Raw genomic sequence first — 22891 nt, 5'->3', positions numbered from 1 at the left:
AAGCCGAGCACCCACGCGACGTCGACCCGTCGATTACGGGCCAGCCGCACCAGGTGACGGGCAAAGAACCCGACCTGATGGGCATACTTCGAGGACGCTTGGTAACCCGGCGGAAGTGCCAGCGGCGGTACCGGTTCCGGTACCGCCGCAACTCTTGGTACCTGGCCTGCCCACGCCCGAGTGGCGCCTGCCCTGCCCACGCCCGAGGTGACGCCCACCCCACGCCGTCAGGCGGCGCCGCGCTGCAGCGCCTCGCAGACCGCGGTCGATTCCCTGACGCCCAGCTCCACCGCGCGCCCGCAGTGCGCGATCCAGGCCGCCATCCCTTCCGGCGTCCCCGACATGTATCCCTCGAACGCCGCCACGTACGCGGCGCGCCCCTGCTCCGCGTGACCGACCTCGGCCGGGCAGATCGACTTGGGGTCCAGGCCACTGCCGATCAGCACGATGCGCTCGGCGGTCCGGGCCACCAGCCCATTGCGCGAACCGAAGGGGCGCAGGGCGAGCAGTTCGCCGTGCACGATGGCGGACGTGACCAGCGCGGGAGCGGTGCTCCCGTCGATGATGAGCCGCGACAGCCCGTCGAGTCGCCCGGCCACTTCGTCGGCGCCCGGCAGGGGAGCCTCCACGAGGGGCTCGTCGACCGTCTCGCCGACCAGCCGGGGGCGCCCCACCGCGTCGTCGGGTGTCGCCCCTCCGGCCGCGACCAGGTGCAGCCTGGCCAGGACCCGCAGGGGCGACTGCCGCCAGATGGAGAGGAGTTGACCGGCCTCGGCGGTGAGACGCAGCGCGGCACCCACCGTCCGCGCCTCGGTGTCGCCGCTGAAGTCGGTACGCCGTCGCACCTCTTCCAGGTTCCAGTCGGCACCGGACAGCGCAGCCGAACCGCGCGCTCCGCGCAGCGCGGCTTCCGAGGTCACCTCGTTGCTGCGGCGGCGCATCACACGGTGGCCGTAGACCCGGTCCACGGCCTTGCGGACCGAGTCCACGGAGTCGGGAACCCCCGGCAGAGCGGCGAGGGCGGCGAGCGGATCCGAGGCAGTCGTACTCATAAGTAACGAGGCTACGCGCCCCATACACCCTCGCGACCCCCACGTGTCGTTCTTCACGAAGCGCGACGACTTTCCGCGATGATGCGGCTACCCTAGGTGAACATGAAGATCGCTTTCGTAGGGAAGGGCGGCAGCGGCAAGACCACGCTGTCCTCTCTCTTCATCCGCCACCTCGCCGCCAACGAAGCCCATGTCATCGCCGTGGACGCCGACATCAACCAGCACCTCGGGGCCGCGCTCGGCCTCGACGAGCAGGAGGCGGCGGCGCTTCCGTCCATGGGTGCCGAACTCCCGCTGATCAAGGACTACCTGCGCGGCACCAACCCCCGGATCGCCTCCGCCGAGACGATGATCAAGACGACGCCGCCCGGCGAGGGTTCGCGCCTGCTGCGCGTCCGCGAGGACAACCCCGTCTACGACGCCTGCGCGCGCACCGTCCGGCTGGACGACGGCGACATCCGGCTGATGGCCACCGGCGCGTTCAACGAGTCGGATCTCGGCGTCGCCTGCTACCACTCCAAGGTGGGCGCGGTGGAGCTCTGCCTCAACCACATGGTCGACGGCCCGGACGAGTACGTCGTGGTCGACATGACCGCCGGATCCGACTCGTTCGCCTCGGGGATGTTCACCCGGTTCGACATGACGTTCCTCGTCGCCGAGCCGACCCGGAAGGGCGTGTCGGTGTACCGCCAGTACAAGGAGTACGCGCGGGACTTCGGCGTGACGCTCCGGGTGGTCGGCAACAAGGTGCAGGGTCCGGACGACCTGGACTTCCTGCGCGCGGAGGTCGGCGAGGACCTGCTCGTCGGGGTCGGCCACTCCGACTGGGTGCGGGCGATGGAGAAGGGCCGGCCGAACCGCTTCGAGCTGCTGGAGGCCGACAACAGGATGGCGCTCCAGGCACTCCAGGACGCGGCCGAGGACTCGTACGCGCTGCGCGACCGCGAGCGGTACACGCGCCAGATGGTGCACTTCCACCTGAAGAACGCCGAGAGTTGGGGCAACGAGAAGACCGGCGCCGATCTGGCCGCCCAGGTCGACCCCGCGTTCACGCTCGACGACCGCCTGGTGACCGGCGCGTCGGCCCCCGCGTGACCGAGCGACGACCGCGGTCCGGACGGTAGGGGCCGCGACGGAAGGGCGGGACCCACGCGGAATGCCCGCAGCGGTCCCGCCCTCGCACGGCCCGGAGCCCGAACCCGGAGACCCGGACCCCGATCCCCGATCCTCAAAGCCCGAGGCCCGAGGCCCGAGACCCGAAGAAACGTTACTTCTCGCCCGCGCCCTTGCCCGCGTCCTTCGCGGCACCCTTGTCCGCGTCCTTGCCCTTCGCCGCGCCGTTCGCCCCGTCCTTCGCCGCAGGGCTCATCGGCTTGCCGCCGGCGGCCACCGTCGGGGCCGCGAGGTAGGACGACCAGCCGCCCTTCGGGGCCTCCCCGACACCGAGCGTTCCGAGCTTGGCCACCACCGCCGGGTCCTGGGCGTCCAGCCAGTCCGCGAGCTGGCGGAAGGAGACGCAGCGCACGTCCGACTTGGTGCAGACGGAGGCGATCGTCTCCTCCACGGCGCGCATGTAGGTGCCGCCGTTCCAGGACTCGAAGTGGTTGCCGATGATCAGCGGCGCACGGTTCCCGTCGTACGACCGGTCGAAGGCCTCCAGGAGGCCGTCACGCATCTGGTCGCCCCAGTACTCGTGCTCCGCCGGGTCTCCCTGGGTCACGCCGGACTGGTTGAACATGAAGTTGTAGTCCATCGAGAGCGTCTCGAAGTCGCGCCCCGGGACGGGCACGAGTTGGAGCGAGAGATCCCAGACGCCGTCCTTCTTCGCGGGCCAGACCTGGTTGTTGATGCCGCTGGAGTCGTAGCGGAATCCCAGGTCCCGGGCGGCGGCGACCATGTTCTCCCGGCCTTCGAGGCACGGGGTACGGCCGCCGACGAGTTCCTTGTCGTAGTCGAAGGGGAGCGGCGCCTCGGACGTGAGCTCCGGGTCGTTCGTCTTCCAGTTCTTCACGAAGGACTTGGCCTGGCGGATCTCGCTCTTCCACTCGTCCACCGACCAGGTACCGCCACCCCCGTCGGGGCCGCAGAAGTGGCCGTTGAAGTGGGTGCCGATCTCATTGCCCTCCTTCCAGGCGGCGCGCACCTCCCTGAGGGTGTCGTGGATGCCCTTCGTGTCGTTGAAGCCGATGTCGGAGCGGCCGGCCGAGTGCTGGGGCGGGTCGTAGAGGTCCTTCTTCGCCTCGGGCAGCAGATAGACGCCACTGAGGAAGTACGTCATCTTCACGCCGTACTTCTTGGCGACTTTGCGGAAGTGGGAGAAGAGCTTCTGGCTGTCCTCGCCGGCACCGTCCCAGGAGAACACCACGAACTGCGGGGGCTTCTGCCCCGGCGCGAGGCGCTCAGGGACGGGGAGGTTGGGCTGGGCGCCCGTGAAGGCCGTGGACCCGTCACCGATCAGCTGGACGGCGTTGCCGGGGGCGGGAGCGTTCTGCCCGTCGGGCTTCTCCTTGGCGCCGTGCGCCTTCTCGGCGCCGGCTCCCGATACCCCGTCCGTTCCGGCGCCGGAGCAACCGGCGAGCGCGGCGAACACGGCTGCGGTGGTGATGCCCAGGGCGACTCTCTTCGTGGCGGCGATCATCCGCCCACCTCTTCCTTGCGGCTCGTTTGCGTGGAATGTGCCGACCGGCGCGGTCACGGTCACACGCGGCTCGGATGCCTCCGAGCGACAGGCCGTACGAAAAGATGCTTATTCACTACATTGGGCGATCCTGTGGACTATTTGCCTGATATGTGAACCACACTTCTTTACTCTGCATTACGATTCGTTTACCTAGCGTTGAGAAATCCCGCCGCTGCACGCCGTGACCCACGGCCGCGTCCCCCACGTTCCGCGACCGCGCTGCCCCGGAGGAGACGGGAAATGCCTGCCTGCGTACCCACCCGAAAGAACCGAAACCACCACGACTCCCACCTCGCCCGCGCCGCCGGGGAGAAGCGGCCCCACAGCCCGCCGCCGCGCGAAGGCCGCCGCTTCCGCGTCACCGCGGGCGACCTCTCCGCGTCGATCACGGTCTTCCTCATCGCTGTCCCCATGTCGCTCGGCCTCGCCGTCGCCATGGACGCGCCGCTGGAGGCCGGCCTGATCTCCGCCGCGATCGGCGGCATCGTCGCCGGACTGATCGGCGGCACCCCGCTCCAGGTCAGCGGGCCGTCCGCCGGACTGACCGTCGTGACGGCCGAGTTGATCCAGGTCTACGGCTGGCGCACGACCTGTGCCATCACCATCGGGGCCGGGCTGCTCCAGATCCTGCTGGGTTCGCTGCGAGCGGCGCGGGCCGCCCTCGCCGTCAGCCCCGCGATCGTCCACGGCACCCTCGCCGGGATCGGGGTGGCCATCGCGCTCGCCCAGTTGCACATCGTTCTCGGCGGATCCCCGCAGAGCTCAGCGGTGGACAACGCCCTCGCACTGCCGGAGCAGTTGGCGCGGATCAGTCCCGCCGCCCCGCTGATCGGAGCCCTGACCATCGCTCTGCTGGTGCTGTGGCCTCGCATTCCCGGTGGCGCGGGCCGCGTGCTCCGCAGGATTCCGGCCGCGCTCGCGTCGGTCGCCGTGGCCACGGCGGTGGCGGCCGTCGCCGCGCCCCGCATCAGCCGGGTGGACCTGCCCTCGTGGAGCTCGCACGTCCTGCCCGAAATGCCGCACGGGCCCGTACTCGCCCTCGCCACCGCCATGTTCACCGTGATGCTGGTCGGCAGCCTGGAGTCACTCCTGGCGGCCGTGGCCGTGGACAAGCTGGCTTCCGACCGCGCCGCCCAACACGCCTTGCGCCAGCCCGACATGCCGCTGACGCGCGTCGCCCGCTCCGATCTGGACCGCGAGTTGCGGGGCCAGGGCATCACCAACACGCTGGCCGGGCTGCTCGGCGGGCTGCCTGTCTCCGGTGGCGCGGTGCGCAGTTCGGCCAACGTCCGCGCCGGGGCCACCGGCCGCGCCGCGACCGTGCTGCACGGCGTCTGGGTCCTGCTCGCGGCGGCCTTTCTGGTGGCCGTGCTCGAGTGGATCCCGCTCGCCGCGCTGGCCGCCCTCGTCATGGTCGTCGGCATCCAGATGGTGAACTACGCCCACATCAGGAACGTCCACCGGCACCGCGAGTTCCTGGTCTACGGCGCCACGATCACCGGCGTCGTGGTGTTCGGCGTGCTGGCCGGCGTCGCGATCGGCATCGCGGCCGCCGTGGGCATGGCACTGCACCGTCTCGCCCGCACCCGCGTCACCGTGAGCGAGAGCGACGGCCGCTACCTGGTCATCGTGCGCGGCCAGTTGACCTTCCTCGCGGTGCCCCGGCTCAGCCGCATCCTCAACCAACTCCCCCAAGGCGTCGACGCGATCGTGGAACTGGACGGATTCTTCATGGACCACGCGGCCTACGAGGCCATTCAGGACTGGCGCACCACCCAGGTCGCCCACGGCGGCAGCATCGTCTTCACCGGCAGGTCCGGAGGGAGGATCGCGGAACCCGCGTCGGCGGCGCACTCCTGCTGCCGCCCGTGGACGCCCTGGCGCAACCACCACTGCCACGACCGGCCCCACCAGCCCACCACCGCGGCGGAACGCCCCCACACCAGGCCGGGGCATGCCGACGGGCTTCCGGAGAAGCGCGTGGCGGAGACGGACGGACGCCCCGTGGAGCGCGCCGACGCTGCCCGGCGCGGTGGGCACCGCCTGTTGAGCGGCATCAGTTCCTTCCAGCTCAACACGGCCCCGCTGGTCCGCGAGGAGCTCGCCCGTCTCGCGGCGGAGGGCCAGCGGCCGTCCCAGCTCTTCCTCACCTGTGCGGACTCCCGCCTCGTCACGAGCATGATCACGTCGAGCGGGCCGGGCGATCTGTTCACCGTGCGCAACGTGGGCAATCTCGTGCCCCCGCCCGGGGCCGGGGCCGACGCGGGCGGTGACGACTCGGTGGCCGCGGCGATCGAGTACGCGGTGGACGTGCTGCGGGTCGAGTCCATCACCGTCTGCGGGCACTCCGGCTGCGGTGCCATGCAGGCGCTGCTCAACGCAGAGCCGGGGACGCCCCGGAACACTCCCCTGTGGCGGTGGCTGCGGCACGGGCTGCCGAGCCTGGACCGCATGTCCTCCCGCGACCGCTCCTGGGCGCGCATCTCCGGCCGGATGCCCGCCGACGCGGTGGAGCAGCTCTGTCTGACCAACGTCGTCCAGCAGCTCGACCACCTCCGCGCGCACGAGTCGGTGGCACGCCGGCTGGCGGACGGCACCCTCCAGCTGCACGGCATGTACTTCCACGTCGGGGAGGCGCAGGCCTATCTGTTGACGGAGGGGGCCAGTTCCGGTTCGGGCCCGGACGAGGTCTTCGAGCGGGTGGCGCCGGGCATCGGCCCCGATCAGGAGGAGGCGCTTCCGGAAGACCGTCCCGGTCACGGGGAGGTCAGCCACAGCCTCGCCTGAACCGGTCGCACCCCGGGGCCGTGAGACCTTGTGGTTCCGCCGCCCTCCCGCGGGCGCGGCACGAGTCGGTACGGACACGCCGTAACGACTGCCGCGCCGGCGGGACAGGTCGGCGGAGTCTCTCCCTAACACGAGGGATAGGTCTAAACCAATTCCTGGCAGACACTTGTCACTCGGCCTTTCGCCTGATGAGCTATGCCTCGGGACACAACGGTCACCCTGGGAATGGGAGATGTCGTGAGCAACGAAAGCCTGGCCAACCTGCTGCGGGAAGAGCGCCGGTTCGAGCCGCCGGCCGAGCTGGCCGCGAACGCCAATGTCACGGCGGAGGCGTACGAACAGGCAGCCGCGGACCGGCTGGGCTTCTGGGCCGAGCAGGCCCGCCGCCTCACCTGGGCCACCGAGCCGACCGAGACGCTCGACTGGAGCAACCCGCCCTTCGCGAAGTGGTTCGCGGACGGCAAGCTCAACGTCGCGTACAACTGCGTGGACCGCCATGTGGAGGCGGGCAACGGCGACCGCGTCGCCATCCACTTCGAGGGCGAGCCGGGCGACAGCCGGGCGATCACTTACGCGGAACTGAAGGACGAGGTCTCCCGGGCGGCCAACGCGCTGACCGAGCTGGGCGTCGGCAAGGGCGACCGGGTCGCCGTCTACCTGCCGATGATCCCCGAGGCCGCCATCACGATGCTGGCCTGCGCCCGCATCGGCGCCGCCCACTCGGTGGTCTTCGGCGGCTTCTCCGCCGACGCCATCGCCGCCCGTATCCGGGACGCCGACGCCAAGGTCGTCGTCACCGCGGACGGCGGATACCGCCGCGGCAAGCCGTCCGCGCTGAAGCCCGCGGTCGACGACGCCGTGTCCCGTATCGAGAGCGTCGAGCACGTCGTGGTCGTGCGCCGCACCGGTCAGGACACCGCGTGGACCGAGGGCCGCGACGTCTGGTGGGACGAGATCACCGGCCGGCAGTCCGCCGAGCACACCCCCGAGGCCTTCGAGGCGGAGCAGCCGCTCTTCATCCTGTACACCTCCGGGACGACGGGTAAGCCGAAGGGCATCCTGCACACCTCCGGCGGCTACCTCACCCAGGCGGCCTACACCCACCACGCCGTCTTCGACCTCAAGCCCGAGACCGACGTCTACTGGTGCACGGCCGACATCGGCTGGGTCACCGGCCACTCGTACATCGTCTACGGGCCGCTGGCGAACGGCGCGACCCAGGTCATGTACGAGGGCACCCCGGACACCCCGCACCAGGGCCGGTTCTGGGAGATCGTGCAGAAGTACGGCGTCTCGATCCTCTACACCGCGCCGACCGCGATCCGCACGTTCATGAAGTGGGGGGACGACATCCCCGCCAAGTTCGACCTGAGCAGCCTGCGCGTCCTCGGCTCGGTCGGCGAGCCGATCAACCCCGAGGCGTGGGTCTGGTACCGCAAGCACATCGGCGCCGACAAGTGCCCCGTCGTGGACACCTGGTGGCAGACCGAGACCGGCGCGATGATGATCTCGCCGCTGCCCGGCGTCACGGCGACGAAGCCCGGTTCGGCGCAGCGCGCCCTGCCCGGAATCTCGGCCACGGTCGTCGACGACGAGGCCCGTGAGGTCCCGGACGGCGGGGGCGGCTACCTCGTCCTCACCGAGCCGTGGCCGTCGATGCTCCGCACCATCTGGGGCGACGACCAGCGCTTCATCGACACCTACTGGTCGCGGTTCGAGGGCAAGTACTTCGCGGGCGACGGCGCCAAGAAGGACGAGGACGGCGACATCTGGCTGCTCGGCCGGGTCGACGACGTCATGCTCGTCTCCGGTCACAACATCTCGACCACCGAGGTCGAATCGGCTCTCGTGTCGCACCCGGCGGTCGCCGAGGCGGCGGTGGTCGGCGCGGCCGACGAGACGACCGGTCAGGCGATCGTCGCCTTCGTCATCCTGCGCGGGACGGCGACCTCCTCCGACGAGCTGCTGGCCGAGCTCCGCAACCACGTCGGCGCCACGCTCGGCCCGATCGCCAAGCCGAAGCGGGTGCTGCCGGTGGCGGAGCTGCCCAAGACACGCTCGGGCAAGATCATGCGCCGGCTGCTGCGCGACAAGGCCGAGAACCGCGAGCTGGGCGACGTCACCACGCTCACGGACCCGTCGGTCATGTCCCTCATCCAGGCGGAGTTCCCCAAGGGGTCCTCCGAGGACTGAGGCGGGGCCTGGGATCAGGCACAGCCCGACAGCGGGCAGGACCGAGAACACGAAGCAGATGTACGGCTCCGAGGGGCATCCGGCAACGCACGCGCCGGATGCCCCTCGGGCGTGCGGGTGACGGGTCTACAGTGGCCGTGACCGCGCGAAAGCGGGGAAGATCTTCATAGGGGTGCCGGGAAGTCTGGTCGGCGAGCGTGTCAGCCATGTCCTCGCCACCGCCCCGAACCCCGGAGGTCCCTCCCGTGGCCGAACCCCGCCGCACCCCGCCGCCATCCGACCCGTCGGCATCCGACCCGTCGGCCGCAGCCCCGACGCCCCCGACCGAGGCTCCCCCCGCGCCCACCCGGCCCTCCCATCTCGCCGCATCCTCCCGGCCGACCCTGCTGGGCCGCCTGCCGCTGCCGGAGCGGACCTACCTCGCGGACGCGCTGCGCACGGAGACGGTCGGCGGCGTCGTCCTGCTGGTGGCGGCCATCGCGGCACTCGTCTGGGCCAACGCGCTCGGCTCTTCCTACACGGCGGTCAGCGATTTCCACTTCGGCCCGGCGGCCCTCGGGCTCGACCTCTCCGTGGAGCACTGGGCCGCCGACGGGCTGCTCGCCGTCTTCTTCTTCGTCGCGGGCGCGGAGCTCAAGCGCGAGCTGGTCGCGGGCGAACTCCGCGACCCCAGGACGGCCGCCCTGCCCGTCGTAGCCGCCCTGTGCGGCATGGCGGTGCCCGCGCTCGTCTACGTACTCACCAACGCCATCGGCGGCGGCAGTCTGGGCGGCTGGGCCGTGCCGACGGCAACCGACATCGCCTTCGCGCTCGCCGTCCTCGCCGTCCTCGGCACCTCGCTGCCGGGCTCGCTCCGGGCCTTCCTGCTGACGCTGGCCGTCGTCGACGACCTCTTCGCCATCCTGATCATCGCGGTGTTCTTCACCGAGTCGATCGACTTCCTGGCCCTGGGCGGCGCCTTCCTCGGGCTGGCCCTCTTCTGGGCGCTGCTCCGCTTCGAGGTCCGCGGCTGGTGGGTGTACGTACCGCTGGCCCTCGTCATCTGGGGACTGATGTACAACAGCGGCGTCCACGCGACCATCGCGGGCGTCGCCATGGGGCTGATGCTGCGGTGCGTCCGGCGCGAGGGCGAGGAACGCTCCCCCGGCGAGCACATCGAGCATCTCGTGCGCCCGCTCTCCGCCGGGCTCGCCGTCCCGATGTTCGCGCTCTTCGCCGCCGGGGTGACGCTGCGCGGCGACGCGCTCGCCGAAGTCTTCACCCGGCCCGAGACGCTCGGGGTGGTCCTCGGCCTCGTCGTCGGCAAGACCGTCGGCATCTACGGCGGCGCCCGGCTCGCCACCCGCTTCACCAAGGCCGAGCTCAACCCAGCTCTGGCCTGGGCGGACGTCTTCGCGGTCGCCGCGCTCGCCGGCATCGGCTTCACCGTCTCGCTGCTCATCGGCGAGCTCGCCTTCGCCGGCGACGAGGACATGACCAACGAAGTCAAGGCGTCCGTTCTGCTCGGTTCGCTCATCGCCACCGTAGTCTCCGGTGTACTGCTCAAACTCCGGGTACGCGTCCACCGGGCGCTGTACGAGGCGGAGGAGCGGGACGAGGACGCGTCGGGGGTTCCCGATGTCTACGAGCAGGACGATCCCGGGTACCACCTGCGGATGGCCGCACTCCACGAACGGAAGGCGGCCGAACACCGCCGTCTCGCCGAACGGGCGGGGGCAGCGGGCAACAAGCCGGACAGTCCGGCATGATCTGTCACCGGACGTGTTGAAGAGGAGAGGGAGTCAGGATGAGCGACCCCGGCAATTTCGTGGGCGGCGCGGACCGCAGTCTGGGACAGCTGGTCGCCACGGCGACCGCCGAGATGTCCGCACTGGTGCACGACGAAATCGCCCTGGCCAAGGCTGAGGTGCGCCAGGACGTCAAACGGGGCGTCATGGGCAGCGCCGCCGGCATCATCGCGGGCGTCCTGCTCCTGTTCGCGATCCCGACGCTGAGCTTCGCGGCCGCGTACGGCATCCACAACCTGGGGCTGGGCCTGGCCTGGTCGTTCCTGATCGTCGGCGGCGCCTTCATTCTCCTGGGCGTACTGCTGGCCCTCTTCGCCGTCGCCAAGTTCAAGAAGGTCAAGCCGCCGGAGAAGTCGATCGCGTCCGCGAAGCAGAGCGCCGCCGTCCTTCAGGGCGTCAAGCCACACCCCCGCCCGGTCACCGCGCCCGGCCCGTCCCGTCCCGCGATCGGCGGCTCCTCCCTCGCGGACAAGGCCGTCGAGAAGAGCCCGGTTCAGGACAAGTCGTCCGCTGTGGCACGCTCTTCGGCATGACGGTCCCCGAAAGCAGCGCATTCGGTACGACAGGCTCCGCGCGTCCCGCGCCGGAGCCGTCCGGGTCCACCCCGGACGCCGCACGGCCCGCCTCCGACGGCGGGCCGACGGCGCCGTCCGGTCCGGCGGTCCCCGTCGCCCCGGTGGGCGGCGGCCGCCCCGCGCCGTCCGGCGGTCCGGTACGGCTGGACGGCCCCTGGACGCACCGCGACGTGGCCGCCAACGGGGCACGGTTCCACATCGCGGAGATGGGCTCAGGCCCCCTCGTACTCCTGCTGCACGGCTTCCCGCAGTTCTGGTGGACCTGGCGCCACCAGCTGCCCGCGCTCGCCGAGGCGGGCTTCCGCGCCGTCGCGATGGACCTGCGCGGGGTCGGGGGCAGCGACCGTACGCCCAGGGGCTACGACCCCGCCAACCTCGCGCTCGACGTCACCGGCGTGATCCGGTCGCTCGGCGAGCCGGACGCGGCGCTGGTCGGCCACGACATGGGCGGTTACCTCGCGTGGACGGCGGCCGTGATGCGGCCGAAGCTGGTGCGGCGCCTCGTGGTGTCCTCGATGCCGCACCCGCGCCGCTGGCGTTCCTCCATGCTCTCGGACTTCGGCCAGTCCCGGGCCGGATCGTACGTCTGGGGCTTCCAGCGGCCGTGGATGCCGGAGCGTCAGCTCGTCGCGGACGAGGGCGCCCTGGTGGGCCGGCTGATCGAGGAGTGGGCGGGCCCCAACGACATCGCCTTCCCGGACGGCCCGACGCTGGACGTCTACCGTCGCGCGATGTGCATCCCGTCGACGGCGCACTGCTCGGTGGAGCCGTACCGGTGGATGGTGCGGTCGCTGGCCCGGCCGGACGGGGTGCAGTTCTACCGGCGCATGAAACGACCGGTCCGGGTGCCCACTCTGCACCTGCACGGTTCACTCGATCCAGCGATGCGTACGCGGAGTTCGGCGGGGTCCGGCGAGTACGTCGAGGCTCCCTACCGGTGGCGACTTTTCGACGGTCTCGGGCACTTCCCGCACGAGGAGGATCCGACCGCCTTCTCGACCGAACTCATCAACTGGCTCAAGGATCCCGAGCCCGATCGCTGACCCGATCCGTACAGGTGTGCGCCGCACGGCCACGTGCCGGGCGCATAGGCCGATTGGCTTGCTTCCCCACGATTACCGACCATGGGTCAGGGGCAAACGTCGGGGTATGGGCTGGACGCACGACTTCGGTGACGCAGCACGCAACCGCCGCTCGACCGCCACTGCCGCGGTGAGCACTCATGAGGGGGGCGGCCCCACGGGCCAGATGCATACCGTGCAGGTCATACACGATCCTCGGCTCGGCATTCCCCGCATCCTCCGCCGGCGGGCCCGCTGGGTATCGGCGCGGCTGCGCCATCCCCGCACCTGACCGCGAACCGCACTTGACCACCCCCCTGCGCGGACACGGCGTCCGCGCAGGGGAACATCACCGGCGCAGCCGGAGCCGCCCTCCAAGCGGACGGCGCTGCTCTCACAACTCGGCCTAGAGGGCACACCCCTGGGTGTCGACCTGCTGGTCGGCGGTGCGGCCGGCGTCGATGTCGGGGCGGATCTCGTTGGCGGTCAGCACGTAACCGGTGTCGGCGTCGTCGCGGGACTTGGCGAACACCACTCCGTACACCTGGCCGTCCGGAGTGAGCAGGGGCCCGCCGGAGTTGCCCTGCCGTACGAGCGCGTAGAGCGAGTACACGTCGCGGTGGACGGTGCCCCGGTGGTAGATGTCGAGGCCGCTGGCCTGGATCCGGCCGCGGACACGGGCGGAGCGGACGTCGTAGTCGCCGTTCTCCGGGAAGCCGGCCACGATGGCGCTGTCGCCGGTCTTGGCCTCCGTCTCGGTGAAATTCAGTGCGGCGGCCCGGAGTTCCGGGACGTCGAGTACGGCGATGTCGCGCTGCCAGTCGTAGACGACGACCTTCGCGTCGTACACCCGTCCCTCGCCGCCGACCTGGACGGTGGGCTCGTCGACGCCGCCCACGACGTGGGCGTTGGTCATGACACGCCCGTCCGCGAAGACGAAACCGGTGCCTTCGAGGACCTTTCCGCAGCTCGGGGCCATGCCGACGACTTTGACGACGGACTTCTTCGCACGGCCCACCACCGGGCTGCCGGTCAACGCCGGGTCGGGGGGCTCGACTTCGGTGATCGGCTCGTTGGCGAACGGACTGAAGACCTGCGGGAAGCCGTTCTGGGCGAGAACCGACGAGAAGTCGTCGAACCAGGTCGACGTCTGCTGGGGCATCACACGGGAGACACCGAGCAGGACGGAGGAGTTGCGGACCTGCTTGCCCAGAGTGGGGAGGGACGTGCCGGCCAGCGCGGACCCGATCAGCCAGGCGACGAGCAGCATCGCGCACACGTTGACCAGGGCACCGCCGGTGGCGTCCACGGCGCGCGCGGGCGACCAGGTGATGTGCCCGCGGAGCTTGTTGCCGAGGTGGGTGGTGAGGGCCTGGCCGACCGACGCGCACACGATCACGATCACGACCGCCACCACGGCGGCCGTCGAGGAGACCTCGGAGTTGGCCGTGACCCGGTCCCAGAGGAGCGGCAGCAGGTAGACCGCGGCCAGGCCTCCCCCCAGGAAGCCGATCACGGACAGGATGCCGACGACGAAACCCTGGCGGTAGCCGATGACCGCGAACCACACGGCGCCGACGAGCAGCAGGATGTCCAGCACGTTCACCGTCTATAGCCTCGCAGATTCGTCACCTGGCCCGTCGGGTGACGGGGTCCGGGGGCCCGGAACAACCCAGCAGGGGAGCCAGCCTGTCATGCGTGCCAGTCGAGCGGCACCTGCCTGGTCCTGTCCCAGGGGCGTTCCCAGCCCGCGAAGTGGAGAATCCGGTCGATCAGACCGGCGGTGAACCCCCAGACCAGGGCGTTCTCCACCAGGAACGCGGGGCCCAGGAAGCCACTGGGGTGCTTGGTGATCACCCGGTTGGCCGGATCCGTGAGATCGGCCACGGGGACGGTGAAGACCCGGGCCGTCTCGGCGGCGTCGACCGCGCGCACCGGGCTCGGCGTCCGCCACCAGCCGAGCACCGGGGTCACCACGAAGCTGCTGACCGGGATGTAGAGCCGGGGCAGCACGCTGAAGATCTGCACACCCCGCGGGTCGAGACCGGTCTCCTCCTCGGCCTCCCGCAGCGCCGCCCGGAGCGGACCGCTCGTCGCCGGGTCGCCGTCCTCGGGGTCGAGCGCGCCGCCCGGGAAGGCCGGCTGCCCCGCGTGCGAGCGGAGGGTTCCGGCGCGCTCCATCAGCAGCAGCTCCGGTCCCTGTTCGCCCTCTCCGAAGAGGATGAGCACGGCCGACTGGCGCCCGGCCCCGCTCTCCGGCGGCAGGAAGCGGCTCAGCTGCTGCGGCCGCACGTCGCGGGCGGCCTCGGCGACCGGGGCGAGCCACGACGGCATGCCCTCGGTGGTGACGGCGACCCCGTCCCCGGAGCCGGGCTGCCCGCCCGGCCGGTGCGGCCCGCCGTCCGTCTGCGCGGCGCTCGTCGGCCGCGTCGTGCTCGGTGTGTAGGTCATGGGCACCCCCGATTTCTCACAACGCCTGTCATCTGCCATTTCGTTCCGGCCTCATCCGTACGGGGGACGCGCCGGGACGTTCCGTGACGACGGCCGCCGAGGGCGCACGACCCGCCGGCGGTGCCAGGGGCGTCGGAGGCGTCGGGGACGCTGTGGGCTCCGGGCGTAAGCCGCGGGGCGCGTTCTCTCCCGTCCGGGGCGCGTTCTCGCTCATGCGGCTCCCGTACCCCGCGCCGTCTTCGGCCCACGCGCGGCCTTGCCGCCCGATGTCGCCTTGCCGCCCGATGCGGCCTTGCGGTCCGATGCGCCCGTGGAGCCCGCGCCCCCGGGCCCGTCCTCCAGCGCGGTCACCAGGGCGGCCTCCTGCGCGGCGGCCTCCCGCTCGCCGAGGCCGGGAGCGGGGTCGCCCGGATAGTCGGCGGGCGGGCTGAGGCGCTGTCCCGGATAGCCGCCCTTCTCGTACTTCAGCAGCTTCCTGGACTTCTCCGGGTCGGTCTCCCCTTCTCCGTACGAGGGGCAGAGCGGCGCGATCGGGCACGCGCCGCACGCGGGCTTGCGGGAGTGGCAGATCCGACGGCCGTGGAAGACGACCCGGTGGGAGAGCATCGTCCACTCGCTCTTGGGGAAGATCCCGGCGACCACGGCCTCCACCTTCACCGGGTCCTCCTCGTCGGTCCACTTCCAGCGCCGCACCAGTCGGCCGAAGTGGGTGTCGACGGTGATTCCGGGGACTCCGAAGGCGTTGCCGAGGACCACGTTGGCCGTTTTGCGGCCGACGCCGGGCAGGGTCACGAGATCCTCGAGCCGGCCGGGCACCTCGCCGCCGAAGTTGTCCCGGAGCGCCGCGGAGAGACCGAGGAGAGACCGGGTCTTCGCCCGGAAGAACCCGGTCGGCCGGATCAGCTCCTCCATGTCCTCCGGGACGGCGGCGGCCATGTCCTCGGGGGTGGGGTAGGCGGCGAAGAGCGCCGGGGTGGTCTGGTTGACCCTCAGGTCGGTGGTCTGCGCGGAGAGGACGGTGGCGACGAGGAGTTCGAAGGGGTTGCGGAAGTCCAGTTCCGGATGTGCGTACGGGTAGACCTCGGCCAGTTCACGGTTGATCCGGCGGGCGCGGCGGACCATCGCCAGATGCGACTCCGGCTTGGCCGGCTTCGCCGGTACGGTCTTCGACGCGCCGACGGCTTTCGACCGGGACGGACGCGCCTTCGCGGCGGCCTGCGCCGAGGTCTGGGCGGCGGTGGCGGGCGTCCGCGTACGGGCCTTCCGCGACGCCCCCGAGCCTTGTTCGCCCACGGCTGAATCTTGCTTCTCCGGCACCTCGACGGCCCCCTCGCCCTTCGCTCCCAGCAGCTTTCCGGACACCCGGTCAGCCTAGGCCGTGGCCGACAGTTCGCGTCGGATCGGCGGGCGGTGTCCGGTGCGGTGCCTCGCAAGGCGGAGGGCCACCCGGGTACCGGGTTGTACCCGGACGGTCCGACAACGCCGCGAGGCGCCGTGCCGGCCGGCCGCCCGGCGCGCGTGGCCGGCCACGTCCCCGGCCCCCGGATTCGCCCGTGTCAGCGGGTTTCCACCCCTGATCGGCCCCTGCCGTACGATCCGGGCGGCTCGTGCGTCAAACTGGTTTGTGATTGATCGCACTGTTTTACCGTCCGGCATGATGGGGACCACGGTTCCCTGAACAGGCCGACAAGGAGAGATCTCGTGGACGACGTTCTACGACGCGCCCCGCTTTTCGCGGCGCTCGATGACGAGCAGGCCGCGGAACTCCGCGCCTCGATGAGTGAGGTGACCCTCGCGCGCGGAGACGCGCTGTTCCACGAGGGTGACCCTGGCGACCGCCTGTACGTGGTCACCGACGGCAAGGTGAAGCTCCACCGCACCTCCCCCGACGGCCGCGAGAACATGCTCGCCGTCCTGGGCCCCGGGGAGCTGATCGGCGAGCTGTCGCTGTTCGACCCGGGTCCGCGCACCGCCACCGCGACCGCGCTCACCGAGGTCAAGCTGCTCGGCCTCGGCCACGGCGACCTCCAGCCCTGGCTGAATGCCCGCCCCGAGGTAGCCACCGCGCTGCTGCGCGCGGTCGCCCGCCGTCTGCGCAAGACCAACGACCAGATGTCCGACCTGGTCTTCTCCGACGTGCCGGGCCGTGTCGCCCGTGCCCTCCTGGACCTGTCGCGCCGCTTCGGCGTCCAGTCCGAGGAAGGCATCCACGTCGTCCACGACCTCACCCAGGAGGAGCTGGCCCAGCTGGTCGGCGCCTCCCGCGAGACGGTCAACAAGGCGCTCGCGGACTTCGCGGGCCGTGGCTGGCTCCGCCTGGAGGCCCGCGCCGTGATCCTGCTCGACGTCGAGCGGCTGGCGAAGCGCTCGCGCTGATCCGGCGGGCTCCCGGAGCCCGTACCGCACGCCGTACACGCAACGCCGTACACCGTCGTACCGCGACGCAGTACACGCACGAAGAGGCCCTGCCGTCAGGCGGGGCCTCTCGGCGTTCCCGGGCACGCGGGGCACCTCCGGGGACGGGGCTGACCGGCGACAGGGCTCTCCGCGCACGGGGCTCACCGGGGCGGATCCAGGACGCCACCCCGGGTCAGATCAGCCCGTGCCAGGACGCCACTCCGGGTCAGATCAGTCCGTGCTCCGCCAGGTACTCCAGCTGTGCCCGTACGGACAGCTCCGCCGCAGGCCACAGGGACCGGTCGACGTCCGCGTACACCCGGGCCACCACCTCGGACGGCGTGAGCAGCCCGGACTCCACCGCCGTCTCCACCTGGGCCAGCCGGTGCGCGCGGTGCGCGAGGTAGAACTCCACCGCGCCCTGCGCGTCCTCCAGTACCGGACCGTGGCCCGGCAGGACGGTGTGGACGCCGTCGTCCGTGGTCAGCGAGCGCAGCCGCCGCAGGGTGTCGAGGTAGTCGCCGAGCCTCCCGTCCGGATGCGCGACGACGGTCGTGCCCCGGCCGAGGATCGTGTCGCCGGTGAGCACCGCGCCGTCCGCGGGCAGGTGGAAGGAGAGCGAGTCGGCGGTGTGGCCGGGCGTGGGGACGACCCGGAGTTCGAGCCCTCCGGTGGTGATGACGTCCCCCGCCGCCAGCCCCTCGTCGCCGAGCCGGAGCGCGGGGTCGAGCGCGCGCACCTTCGTACCTGTCAGCTCGGCGAGGCGCCCGGCGCCCTCGGCGTGGTCCGGGTGGCCGTGGGTGAGCAGGGTGAGCGCGATGCGCCGGCCGGCCCGGGCGGCGGTGTCGATCACGGCGCGCAGGTGGGTGTCGTCGAGCGGTCCCGGGTCCAGGACGACCGCGAGGTCCGAGTCCGGTTCGGCGAGGATCCAGGTGTTGGTGCCGTCCAGGGTCATCGCGGAGGCGTTGGGGGCCAGGACGTTGACCGCGCGGGCGGTGGCGGGTCCGGAGACGACCTGTCCGCGCGGTTGTCCGGGCAGTAGCGCGGCGTCGCTCATGCTGTTCCTCCGGCTGCGGGCGGTACGGGCGTGGTGAATTCATCGTGTCCCGGCCAGATCAGCACCAACTGGTCGCCCTCCAGCCGCGCCCGTGCGAGTACGGGGGCGAGATCCTGGGTCCCGGCCGCCTTCAGCGCCTCCTCGGCCGTCCGGTACGGCAGGAGCGACCGCAGCGTCGTCACGGTGGGCGGCATCATCTGGAGTTCGCCCCGGGCGTGGCCGGCGGTGGCGTCGGCGGGGGTGATCCAGACGGTGCGGTCGGCCTCGGTGGAGGCGTTGCGGGTGCGCTGGCCCTCCGGGAGCGCCGCGACGAAGAACCAGGTGTCGTAGCGCCGGGTCTCGAACTCGGGGGTGATCCACCGGGCCCAGGCACCGAGCAGGTCGGAGCGGAGCACGAGCCGCCGCCGCTCCAGGAACCCGGCGAAGGAGATCTCCCGGGCGACGAGCGCCGCGCGGTCCGTCTCCCAGTCGGCGCCCGTGGTGTCGCCGACGACGGTGTCGGGGGTGGGGCCCGCGAGCAGGACGCCCGCTTCCTCGAAGGTCTCGCGGACCGCCGCGCACACGATGGCCTGGGCCTCCGCCGCGCTCGGGACGCCCAGCCGTGCGGCCCAGCTCTCCAGCGGGGGTCCGGCCCAGCCGACGAGGTGGTCGTCGTCGCGCGGGTCGACCCCGCCGCCCGGATAGGCGTACGCGCCTCCGGCGAAGGCCATGGTGGTACGGCGCCGCAGCATGTGGACGGCCGGTCCGGCACCGGTCGCGGCGGGGGCGTCGCGCAGCAGCATCACGGTGGCGGCGCGCCGGGGGGTCACGGCCGTCAGCTCGCCCGCGGCGAGGGCTCTGATCCGGTCGGGCCATTCCGGTGGGTACCACTGACCTTGGGACATGGCCGGAGGCTATCCGGATCGGCCGATTTGTACGAGGGGGGTACGCGCGTTCCCCACCGGTGAGATCGGCAGCGGGGATAGACACCTGGGATCGGCCCCTGGGATCGACAGCGGGTACGAAAAAGATCCCGCCCGGCCCAGAAGGCCGGACGGGACGAGGGAACACGTGCGTACGGTCAGGCGTCGATCAGCTCGACCTGGACCTCGACCTCGACCGGTGCGTCCAGCGGCAGGACCGCGACACCGACGGCGCTGCGGGCGTGCACGCCCTTGTCGCCGAGCACGTCGCCCAGCAGCTCGCTGGCGCCGTTGATCACACCGGGCTGTCCGGTGAAGTCTGGGGCGGAGGCCACGAAGCCGACGACCTTGACGACCCGGGCGATCCGGTCCAGGTCACCGACGACCGACTTCACGGCCGCGAGGGCGTTGAGGGCGCAGACCCGGGCGAGGTCCTTGGCCTCCTCGGCCGTCACCTCGCCACCGACCTTGCCGGTCACACCGAGCCGGCCCTCGACCATCGGAAGCTGGCCCGAGGTGTACACGTACGCACCGGAGCGCACGGCCGGCTGGTACACGGCCAGCGGCGGAACGACGTCGGGCAGGGTGAGCCCGAGCTCGGCGATCCGCGCCTCGACGGTACCGGCCATTACGCCTTCTCCCGCTTCAGGTAGGCCACGAGCTGCTCGGGGTTGTTCGGCCCGGGCACGACCTGGACCAGCTCCCAGCCGTCCTCGCCCCAGGTGTCCAGAATCTGCTTGGTCGCGTGCACGAGGAGCGGCACGGTCGCGTATTCCCACTTGGTCATGGCCCGACTGTAATGCCTGGCACGGGCGCTCCCGTGCGTAGGCTGCCGACCTACTGGTTAGGCTCGAAGCGTGAGCAGGTTCCAGGTCGTCAGCGGCAAGGGCGGCACCGGTAAGACCACGGTGGCCGCCGCCCTCGCGCTCGCCCTCGCGGCCGAGGGCCGGCGCACCCTTCTCGTCGAGGTGGAGGGGCGCGGCGGCATCGCCGAGCTCTTCGGCGCGAGCGCCGCGCCCTACGAGGAGCGCAGGATCGCCGACGTGCCGGGCGGCGGCAAGGTGTTCGCCCTGGCCATCGACGCGGAACAGGCGCTCCTCGACTACCTCCAGATGTTCTACAAGCTCGGCAGCGCGGGCCGGGCGCTCAAGAAGCTCGGCGCGATCGACTTCGCCACGACCATCGCACCCGGGGTCCGGGACGTCCTGCTGACCGGCAAGGCGTGCGAGGCGGTGCGCCGCAAGGACAAGCAGGGTCGTTTCGTCTACGACCACGTGATCATGGACGCGCCGCCCACGGGCCGGATCACCCGCTTCCTCAACGTCAACGACGAGGTGGCCGGGCTGGCCCGGATCGGCCCGATACACAACCAGGCCCAGTCCGTGATGCGGGTCCTCAAGTCCCCCGACACCGCCGTCCATCTGGTGACCCTGCTGGAGGAGATGCCGGTGCAGGAGACCGCGGACGGCATCGGGGAACTGCGCGCAGCCCAGCTCCCGGTGGGCCGGGTGATCGTCAACATGGTCCGCCCGCACCTGCTGGACGAGGAGGCGCTGCGCACCGCGTCGGGGGCCCGTCGCAAGGAGATCGCGAAGACCCTGACCCGTGCGGGCGTGACCGGTTCGGCGGCCCTGGTCCGCCCGCTGATCGCGCAGGCGGCCGAGCACGCGCAGCGGGTCCGCCTGGAACGCGAGCAGCGGGCCGTACTGGCCGGGCTCGGGCTGCCCACGGACGAGCTGCCGCTGATGGGCGAGGGCATCGACCTCGCCGCGCTGCACGTCCTGGCCGGGGAGCTCCGCAAACAGGGCGCAGGGGAAGAGGAGGCGTCATGACGCGGGCATCCGGCGCCGCACCCGGCTCCGAGGGCGAGGGCGGCAAGGCAGCGGTGGACGGCACGGAAGCCGTGGGCGATACGGCGACGGCGGCCGGTACGGACCCGGTGCGCGTGCCGGGCCTCGACACCGACGCGCTGCTCGACGACCCCGGCATCCGGATCGTGGTGTGCTGCGGCTCCGGCGGCGTCGGCAAGACGACCACCGCGGCGGCGCTCGGCGTACGGGCGGCGGAGCGCGGACGCAAGGTGGTCGTCCTCACCATCGACCCCGCGCGCAGGCTCGCCCAGTCCATGGGCATCGACCAGCTCGACAACGTCCCGCGCCGGGTGGAGGACATCGCGGGCGAGGGCGAACTGCACGCCATGATGCTCGACATGAAGCGGACCTTCGACGAGACGGTCGAGGCGCACGCGGACGCCGAACGGGCCCGTGCCATCCTGGAGAACCCCTTCTACCAGTCCCTGTCGGCCGGCTTCGCGGGCACGCAGGAGTACATGGCGATGGAGAAACTCGGGCAGCTGAGGGCGCGCGACGAGTGGGACCTGATCATCGTCGACACCCCGCCCTCGCGTTCCGCGCTGGACTTCCTGGACGCGCCGAAGCGGCTCGGGTCGTTCCTCGACGGCAAGTTCATCCGGCTGCTGATGGCGCCCGCGAAGATGGGCGGCCGGGCCGGGATGAAGTTCCTCAACGTGGGCATGTCGATGATGACCGGCACCCTCGGCAAGCTGCTGGGCGGCCAGTTCCTCCGCGACGTCCAGACGTTCGTGGCCGCCATGGACTCGATGTTCGGCGGCTTCCGTACCCGGGCAGACGCCACCTACCAGCTGCTCCAGGCCCCGGGGACGGCGTTCCTGGTGGTCGCGACGCCGGAGCGGGACGCGCTGCGCGAGGCGGCGTACTTCGTGGAACGGCTGGCGGCGGAGCGGATGCCGCTGGCGGGGCTGGTGCTGAACCGGGCGCACGGCAGCGAGGCCGCACGCCTCACCGCCGAGCAGGCACTCGCCGCCGCCGAAAATCTTGAGGCGGCGGGCATGGTGGATGGGGCCCCCGGGAAGACTGGTCTTCGTGACCCGGCGGTAGCCCTCCCCCTCGATCCGTCCCCCGAAGCCGCTGAGTCCCCCACCCCCATCGGCACGAACAGCACGGACGCCCTGGACGGCACGGACGGCGCTCCGGCGGTCCCCGTGGTCGCGATCGAAGAACTCACCGAGGGACTGCTGCGCCTGCACGCCGAACGCATGCAGGTCGTCGCCCGCGAGCGGCGTACCCGCGAGCGCTTCACCGCGGCCCACCCGGAGGTCCTGGTGACCGAGGTGGCCGCGCTGCCGGGCGACGTGCACGATCTGGCGGGGCTGCGGACCGTGGGCGAACGTCTCGCGGCGGGCGCGGCCGGCCGCGATCCCGCCGGGTCGGCCTGAGGGCCCGGGCTCCACCGGCCGATCCGCAATCGCGAGCGGAAAGCGGGCACGCCCGACCCTGGGACGGCCCCGGTTCGCCCGAGGCATTCCCCGTACGGCGCGTTCGCGCGACTCCGTACGGGGACATCGACGACTGGCCCCCCTGCCGGCCCGTCGGCCCAACCTGACCGCCGACGCGTGGAGTTACCCCTGCGCGGCGAACGTCCCGCAGCGGGTCACCCCACTGCGGCGTACGTCTCCTGGAAGTCGTCGTCGTCCATGTCGATGACTCCGGGCAGCATGCCCGTGGACCGCTCGTATTCGCTGCGCGCGGTCTCCAGCAGTCGCCGCCAGGACGTGACGGTGGGGCGGCGGCGCAGCAGTGCGCGGCGCTCCCGTTCCGTCATCCCGCCCCACACGCCGAACTCGACGTGGTTGTCGAGCGCGTCGGCCAGGCACTCCGTACGCACCGGACATCCGGTGCACACCGCCTTGGCCCTGTTCTGCGCTGCCCCTTGTACGAACAGCTCGTCCGGATCGGTAGTGCGGCAGGCTGCCTGCGCACTCCAGTCGGTTACCCAGCCCATGCCGGCGCCGTCCTCTCCCGAATTGAGGCTCCCCCACGGCGGCAGAGGCATATTCACCGCTGCCAGTTGAGGACGTTACGGAAGCGGCCCCGAGCACAACACCCCCTTCGGGCCCAATCTTGAATGG

Annotated in this window: 20 protein-coding genes; 10 read left to right on the top strand and 10 right to left on the bottom strand. The window is 71.5% G+C overall.

Translation table 11 applies throughout. From position 1 onward, the window contains the following. Positions 1-227: 227 nt before the first annotated feature. Positions 228-1052 carry an oxidoreductase gene (locus OG599_RS18655; protein WP_327177103.1) on the bottom strand — a complete coding sequence of 275 codons (825 nt, stop codon included), beginning with the start codon at positions 1050-1052 and terminating at the stop codon, positions 228-230. A gap of 102 nt (positions 1053-1154) precedes the next feature. On the opposite strand from OG599_RS18655, the gene OG599_RS18650 reads away from it, so the two are divergent. Next, on the top strand, positions 1155-2147 hold the full coding sequence (locus OG599_RS18650) for an ATP-binding protein (RefSeq protein WP_327177102.1): 993 nt from the start codon (positions 1155-1157) through the stop codon (positions 2145-2147). Positions 2148-2319: 172 nt separating this feature from the next. Here the strand turns inward: OG599_RS18650 and OG599_RS18645 are convergent, their stop codons facing one another. Next, positions 2320-3690, bottom strand: a complete 1371-nt coding sequence (locus OG599_RS18645; protein WP_327177101.1) for a hypothetical protein — start codon at positions 3688-3690, stop codon at positions 2320-2322. A 282-nt stretch (positions 3691-3972) separates the two neighbouring features. On the opposite strand from OG599_RS18645, the gene OG599_RS18640 reads away from it, so the two are divergent. From OG599_RS18640 to OG599_RS18615, 6 genes are all read left to right on the top strand, one after another. Then, positions 3973-6519: a SulP family inorganic anion transporter gene (locus OG599_RS18640; RefSeq protein WP_327177100.1), complete on the top strand. Its 2547-nt coding sequence runs from the start codon at positions 3973-3975 to the stop codon at positions 6517-6519. Between the two features lie 195 nt (positions 6520-6714). Next, a complete protein-coding gene (acs, locus tag OG599_RS18635) occupies positions 6715-8712 on the top strand; it encodes an acetate--CoA ligase (RefSeq protein WP_327177099.1) in 1998 nt (665 codons plus the stop codon). A gap of 383 nt (positions 8713-9095) precedes the next feature. After that, positions 9096-10460, top strand: a complete 1365-nt coding sequence (nhaA, locus tag OG599_RS18630) for a Na+/H+ antiporter NhaA (RefSeq protein WP_327180086.1) — start codon at positions 9096-9098, stop codon at positions 10458-10460. 38 nt (positions 10461-10498) lie between these two features. Then, a complete protein-coding gene (locus OG599_RS18625; RefSeq protein WP_327177098.1) occupies positions 10499-11032 on the top strand; it encodes a phage holin family protein in 534 nt (177 codons plus the stop codon). Further along, positions 11029-12117: an alpha/beta fold hydrolase gene (locus OG599_RS18620; protein WP_327177097.1), complete on the top strand. Its 1089-nt coding sequence runs from the start codon at positions 11029-11031 to the stop codon at positions 12115-12117. Before OG599_RS18625 ends, OG599_RS18620 begins: the two co-directional genes overlap by 4 nt. Before the next feature lie 106 nt (positions 12118-12223). Next, the gene (locus tag OG599_RS18615; RefSeq protein ID WP_327177096.1) at positions 12224-12427 is read left to right on the top strand and encodes a hypothetical protein; all 204 of its coding nucleotides are present in this window, start codon (positions 12224-12226) and stop codon (positions 12425-12427) included. Between the two features lie 114 nt (positions 12428-12541). Here the strand turns inward: OG599_RS18615 and OG599_RS18610 are convergent, their stop codons facing one another. The 3 genes from OG599_RS18610 to nth all read right to left on the bottom strand — a co-directional run bounded on the left by OG599_RS18610 (position 12542) and on the right by nth (position 15948). Then, on the bottom strand, positions 12542-13741 hold the full coding sequence (locus OG599_RS18610) for a MarP family serine protease (RefSeq protein WP_327177095.1): 1200 nt from the start codon (positions 13739-13741) through the stop codon (positions 12542-12544). A gap of 86 nt (positions 13742-13827) precedes the next feature. After that, positions 13828-14586 (bottom strand): NUDIX hydrolase, encoded by a 759-nt coding sequence (locus OG599_RS18605; RefSeq protein WP_442809451.1) that lies wholly within the window; start codon positions 14584-14586, stop codon positions 13828-13830. A gap of 210 nt (positions 14587-14796) precedes the next feature. Next, on the bottom strand, positions 14797-15948 hold the full coding sequence (gene nth, locus OG599_RS18600; protein WP_327177094.1) for an endonuclease III: 1152 nt from the start codon (positions 15946-15948) through the stop codon (positions 14797-14799). A gap of 339 nt (positions 15949-16287) precedes the next feature. Here nth and OG599_RS18595 point away from each other — a divergent pair, with 339 nt between their 5' ends. Then, the gene (locus OG599_RS18595) at positions 16288-16962 is read left to right on the top strand and encodes a Crp/Fnr family transcriptional regulator (protein ID WP_150489041.1); all 675 of its coding nucleotides are present in this window, start codon (positions 16288-16290) and stop codon (positions 16960-16962) included. A gap of 247 nt (positions 16963-17209) precedes the next feature. Here the strand turns inward: OG599_RS18595 and OG599_RS18590 are convergent, their stop codons facing one another. The 4 genes from OG599_RS18590 to OG599_RS18575 form a co-directional block, all read right to left on the bottom strand. Then, entirely contained in the window at positions 17210-18040 is an 831-nt protein-coding gene (locus tag OG599_RS18590; RefSeq protein ID WP_327177093.1) for an MBL fold metallo-hydrolase, read from the bottom strand. Further along, entirely contained in the window at positions 18037-18924 is an 888-nt protein-coding gene (locus OG599_RS18585) for an NUDIX hydrolase (RefSeq protein WP_327177092.1), read from the bottom strand. Before OG599_RS18585 ends, OG599_RS18590 begins: the two co-directional genes overlap by 4 nt. A 176-nt stretch (positions 18925-19100) precedes the next feature. Next, on the bottom strand, positions 19101-19571 hold the full coding sequence (locus OG599_RS18580) for a RidA family protein (protein WP_327177091.1): 471 nt from the start codon (positions 19569-19571) through the stop codon (positions 19101-19103). Then, a complete protein-coding gene (locus OG599_RS18575) occupies positions 19571-19729 on the bottom strand; it encodes a DUF4177 domain-containing protein (protein ID WP_003967454.1) in 159 nt (52 codons plus the stop codon). The genes OG599_RS18580 and OG599_RS18575 overlap by 1 nt, the downstream gene beginning before the upstream one ends. Before the next feature lie 70 nt (positions 19730-19799). On the opposite strand from OG599_RS18575, the gene OG599_RS18570 reads away from it, so the two are divergent. Next, positions 19800-20774 (top strand): ArsA-related P-loop ATPase, encoded by a 975-nt coding sequence (locus OG599_RS18570; protein WP_327177090.1) that lies wholly within the window; start codon positions 19800-19802, stop codon positions 20772-20774. Next, positions 20771-22198, top strand: a complete 1428-nt coding sequence (locus tag OG599_RS18565; protein WP_327177089.1) for an ArsA family ATPase — start codon at positions 20771-20773, stop codon at positions 22196-22198. Before OG599_RS18570 ends, OG599_RS18565 begins: the two co-directional genes overlap by 4 nt. 215 nt (positions 22199-22413) lie before the next feature. Here OG599_RS18565 and OG599_RS18560 read toward each other — a convergent pair whose 3' ends face one another. Then, complete coding sequence (locus OG599_RS18560) at positions 22414-22764, bottom strand: WhiB family transcriptional regulator (protein WP_327177088.1); 351 nt, start codon at positions 22762-22764, stop codon at positions 22414-22416. Between the last annotated feature and the right edge of the window lie 127 nt (positions 22765-22891).

It is taken from the genome of Streptomyces sp. NBC_01335, assembly GCF_035953295.1.
In the GTDB taxonomy this organism is placed as follows: domain Bacteria; phylum Actinomycetota; class Actinomycetes; order Streptomycetales; family Streptomycetaceae; genus Streptomyces.
The sequence above is the reverse complement of the archived record's forward strand: the minus strand, read 5'-3'. Positions and strand labels throughout refer to the sequence as shown.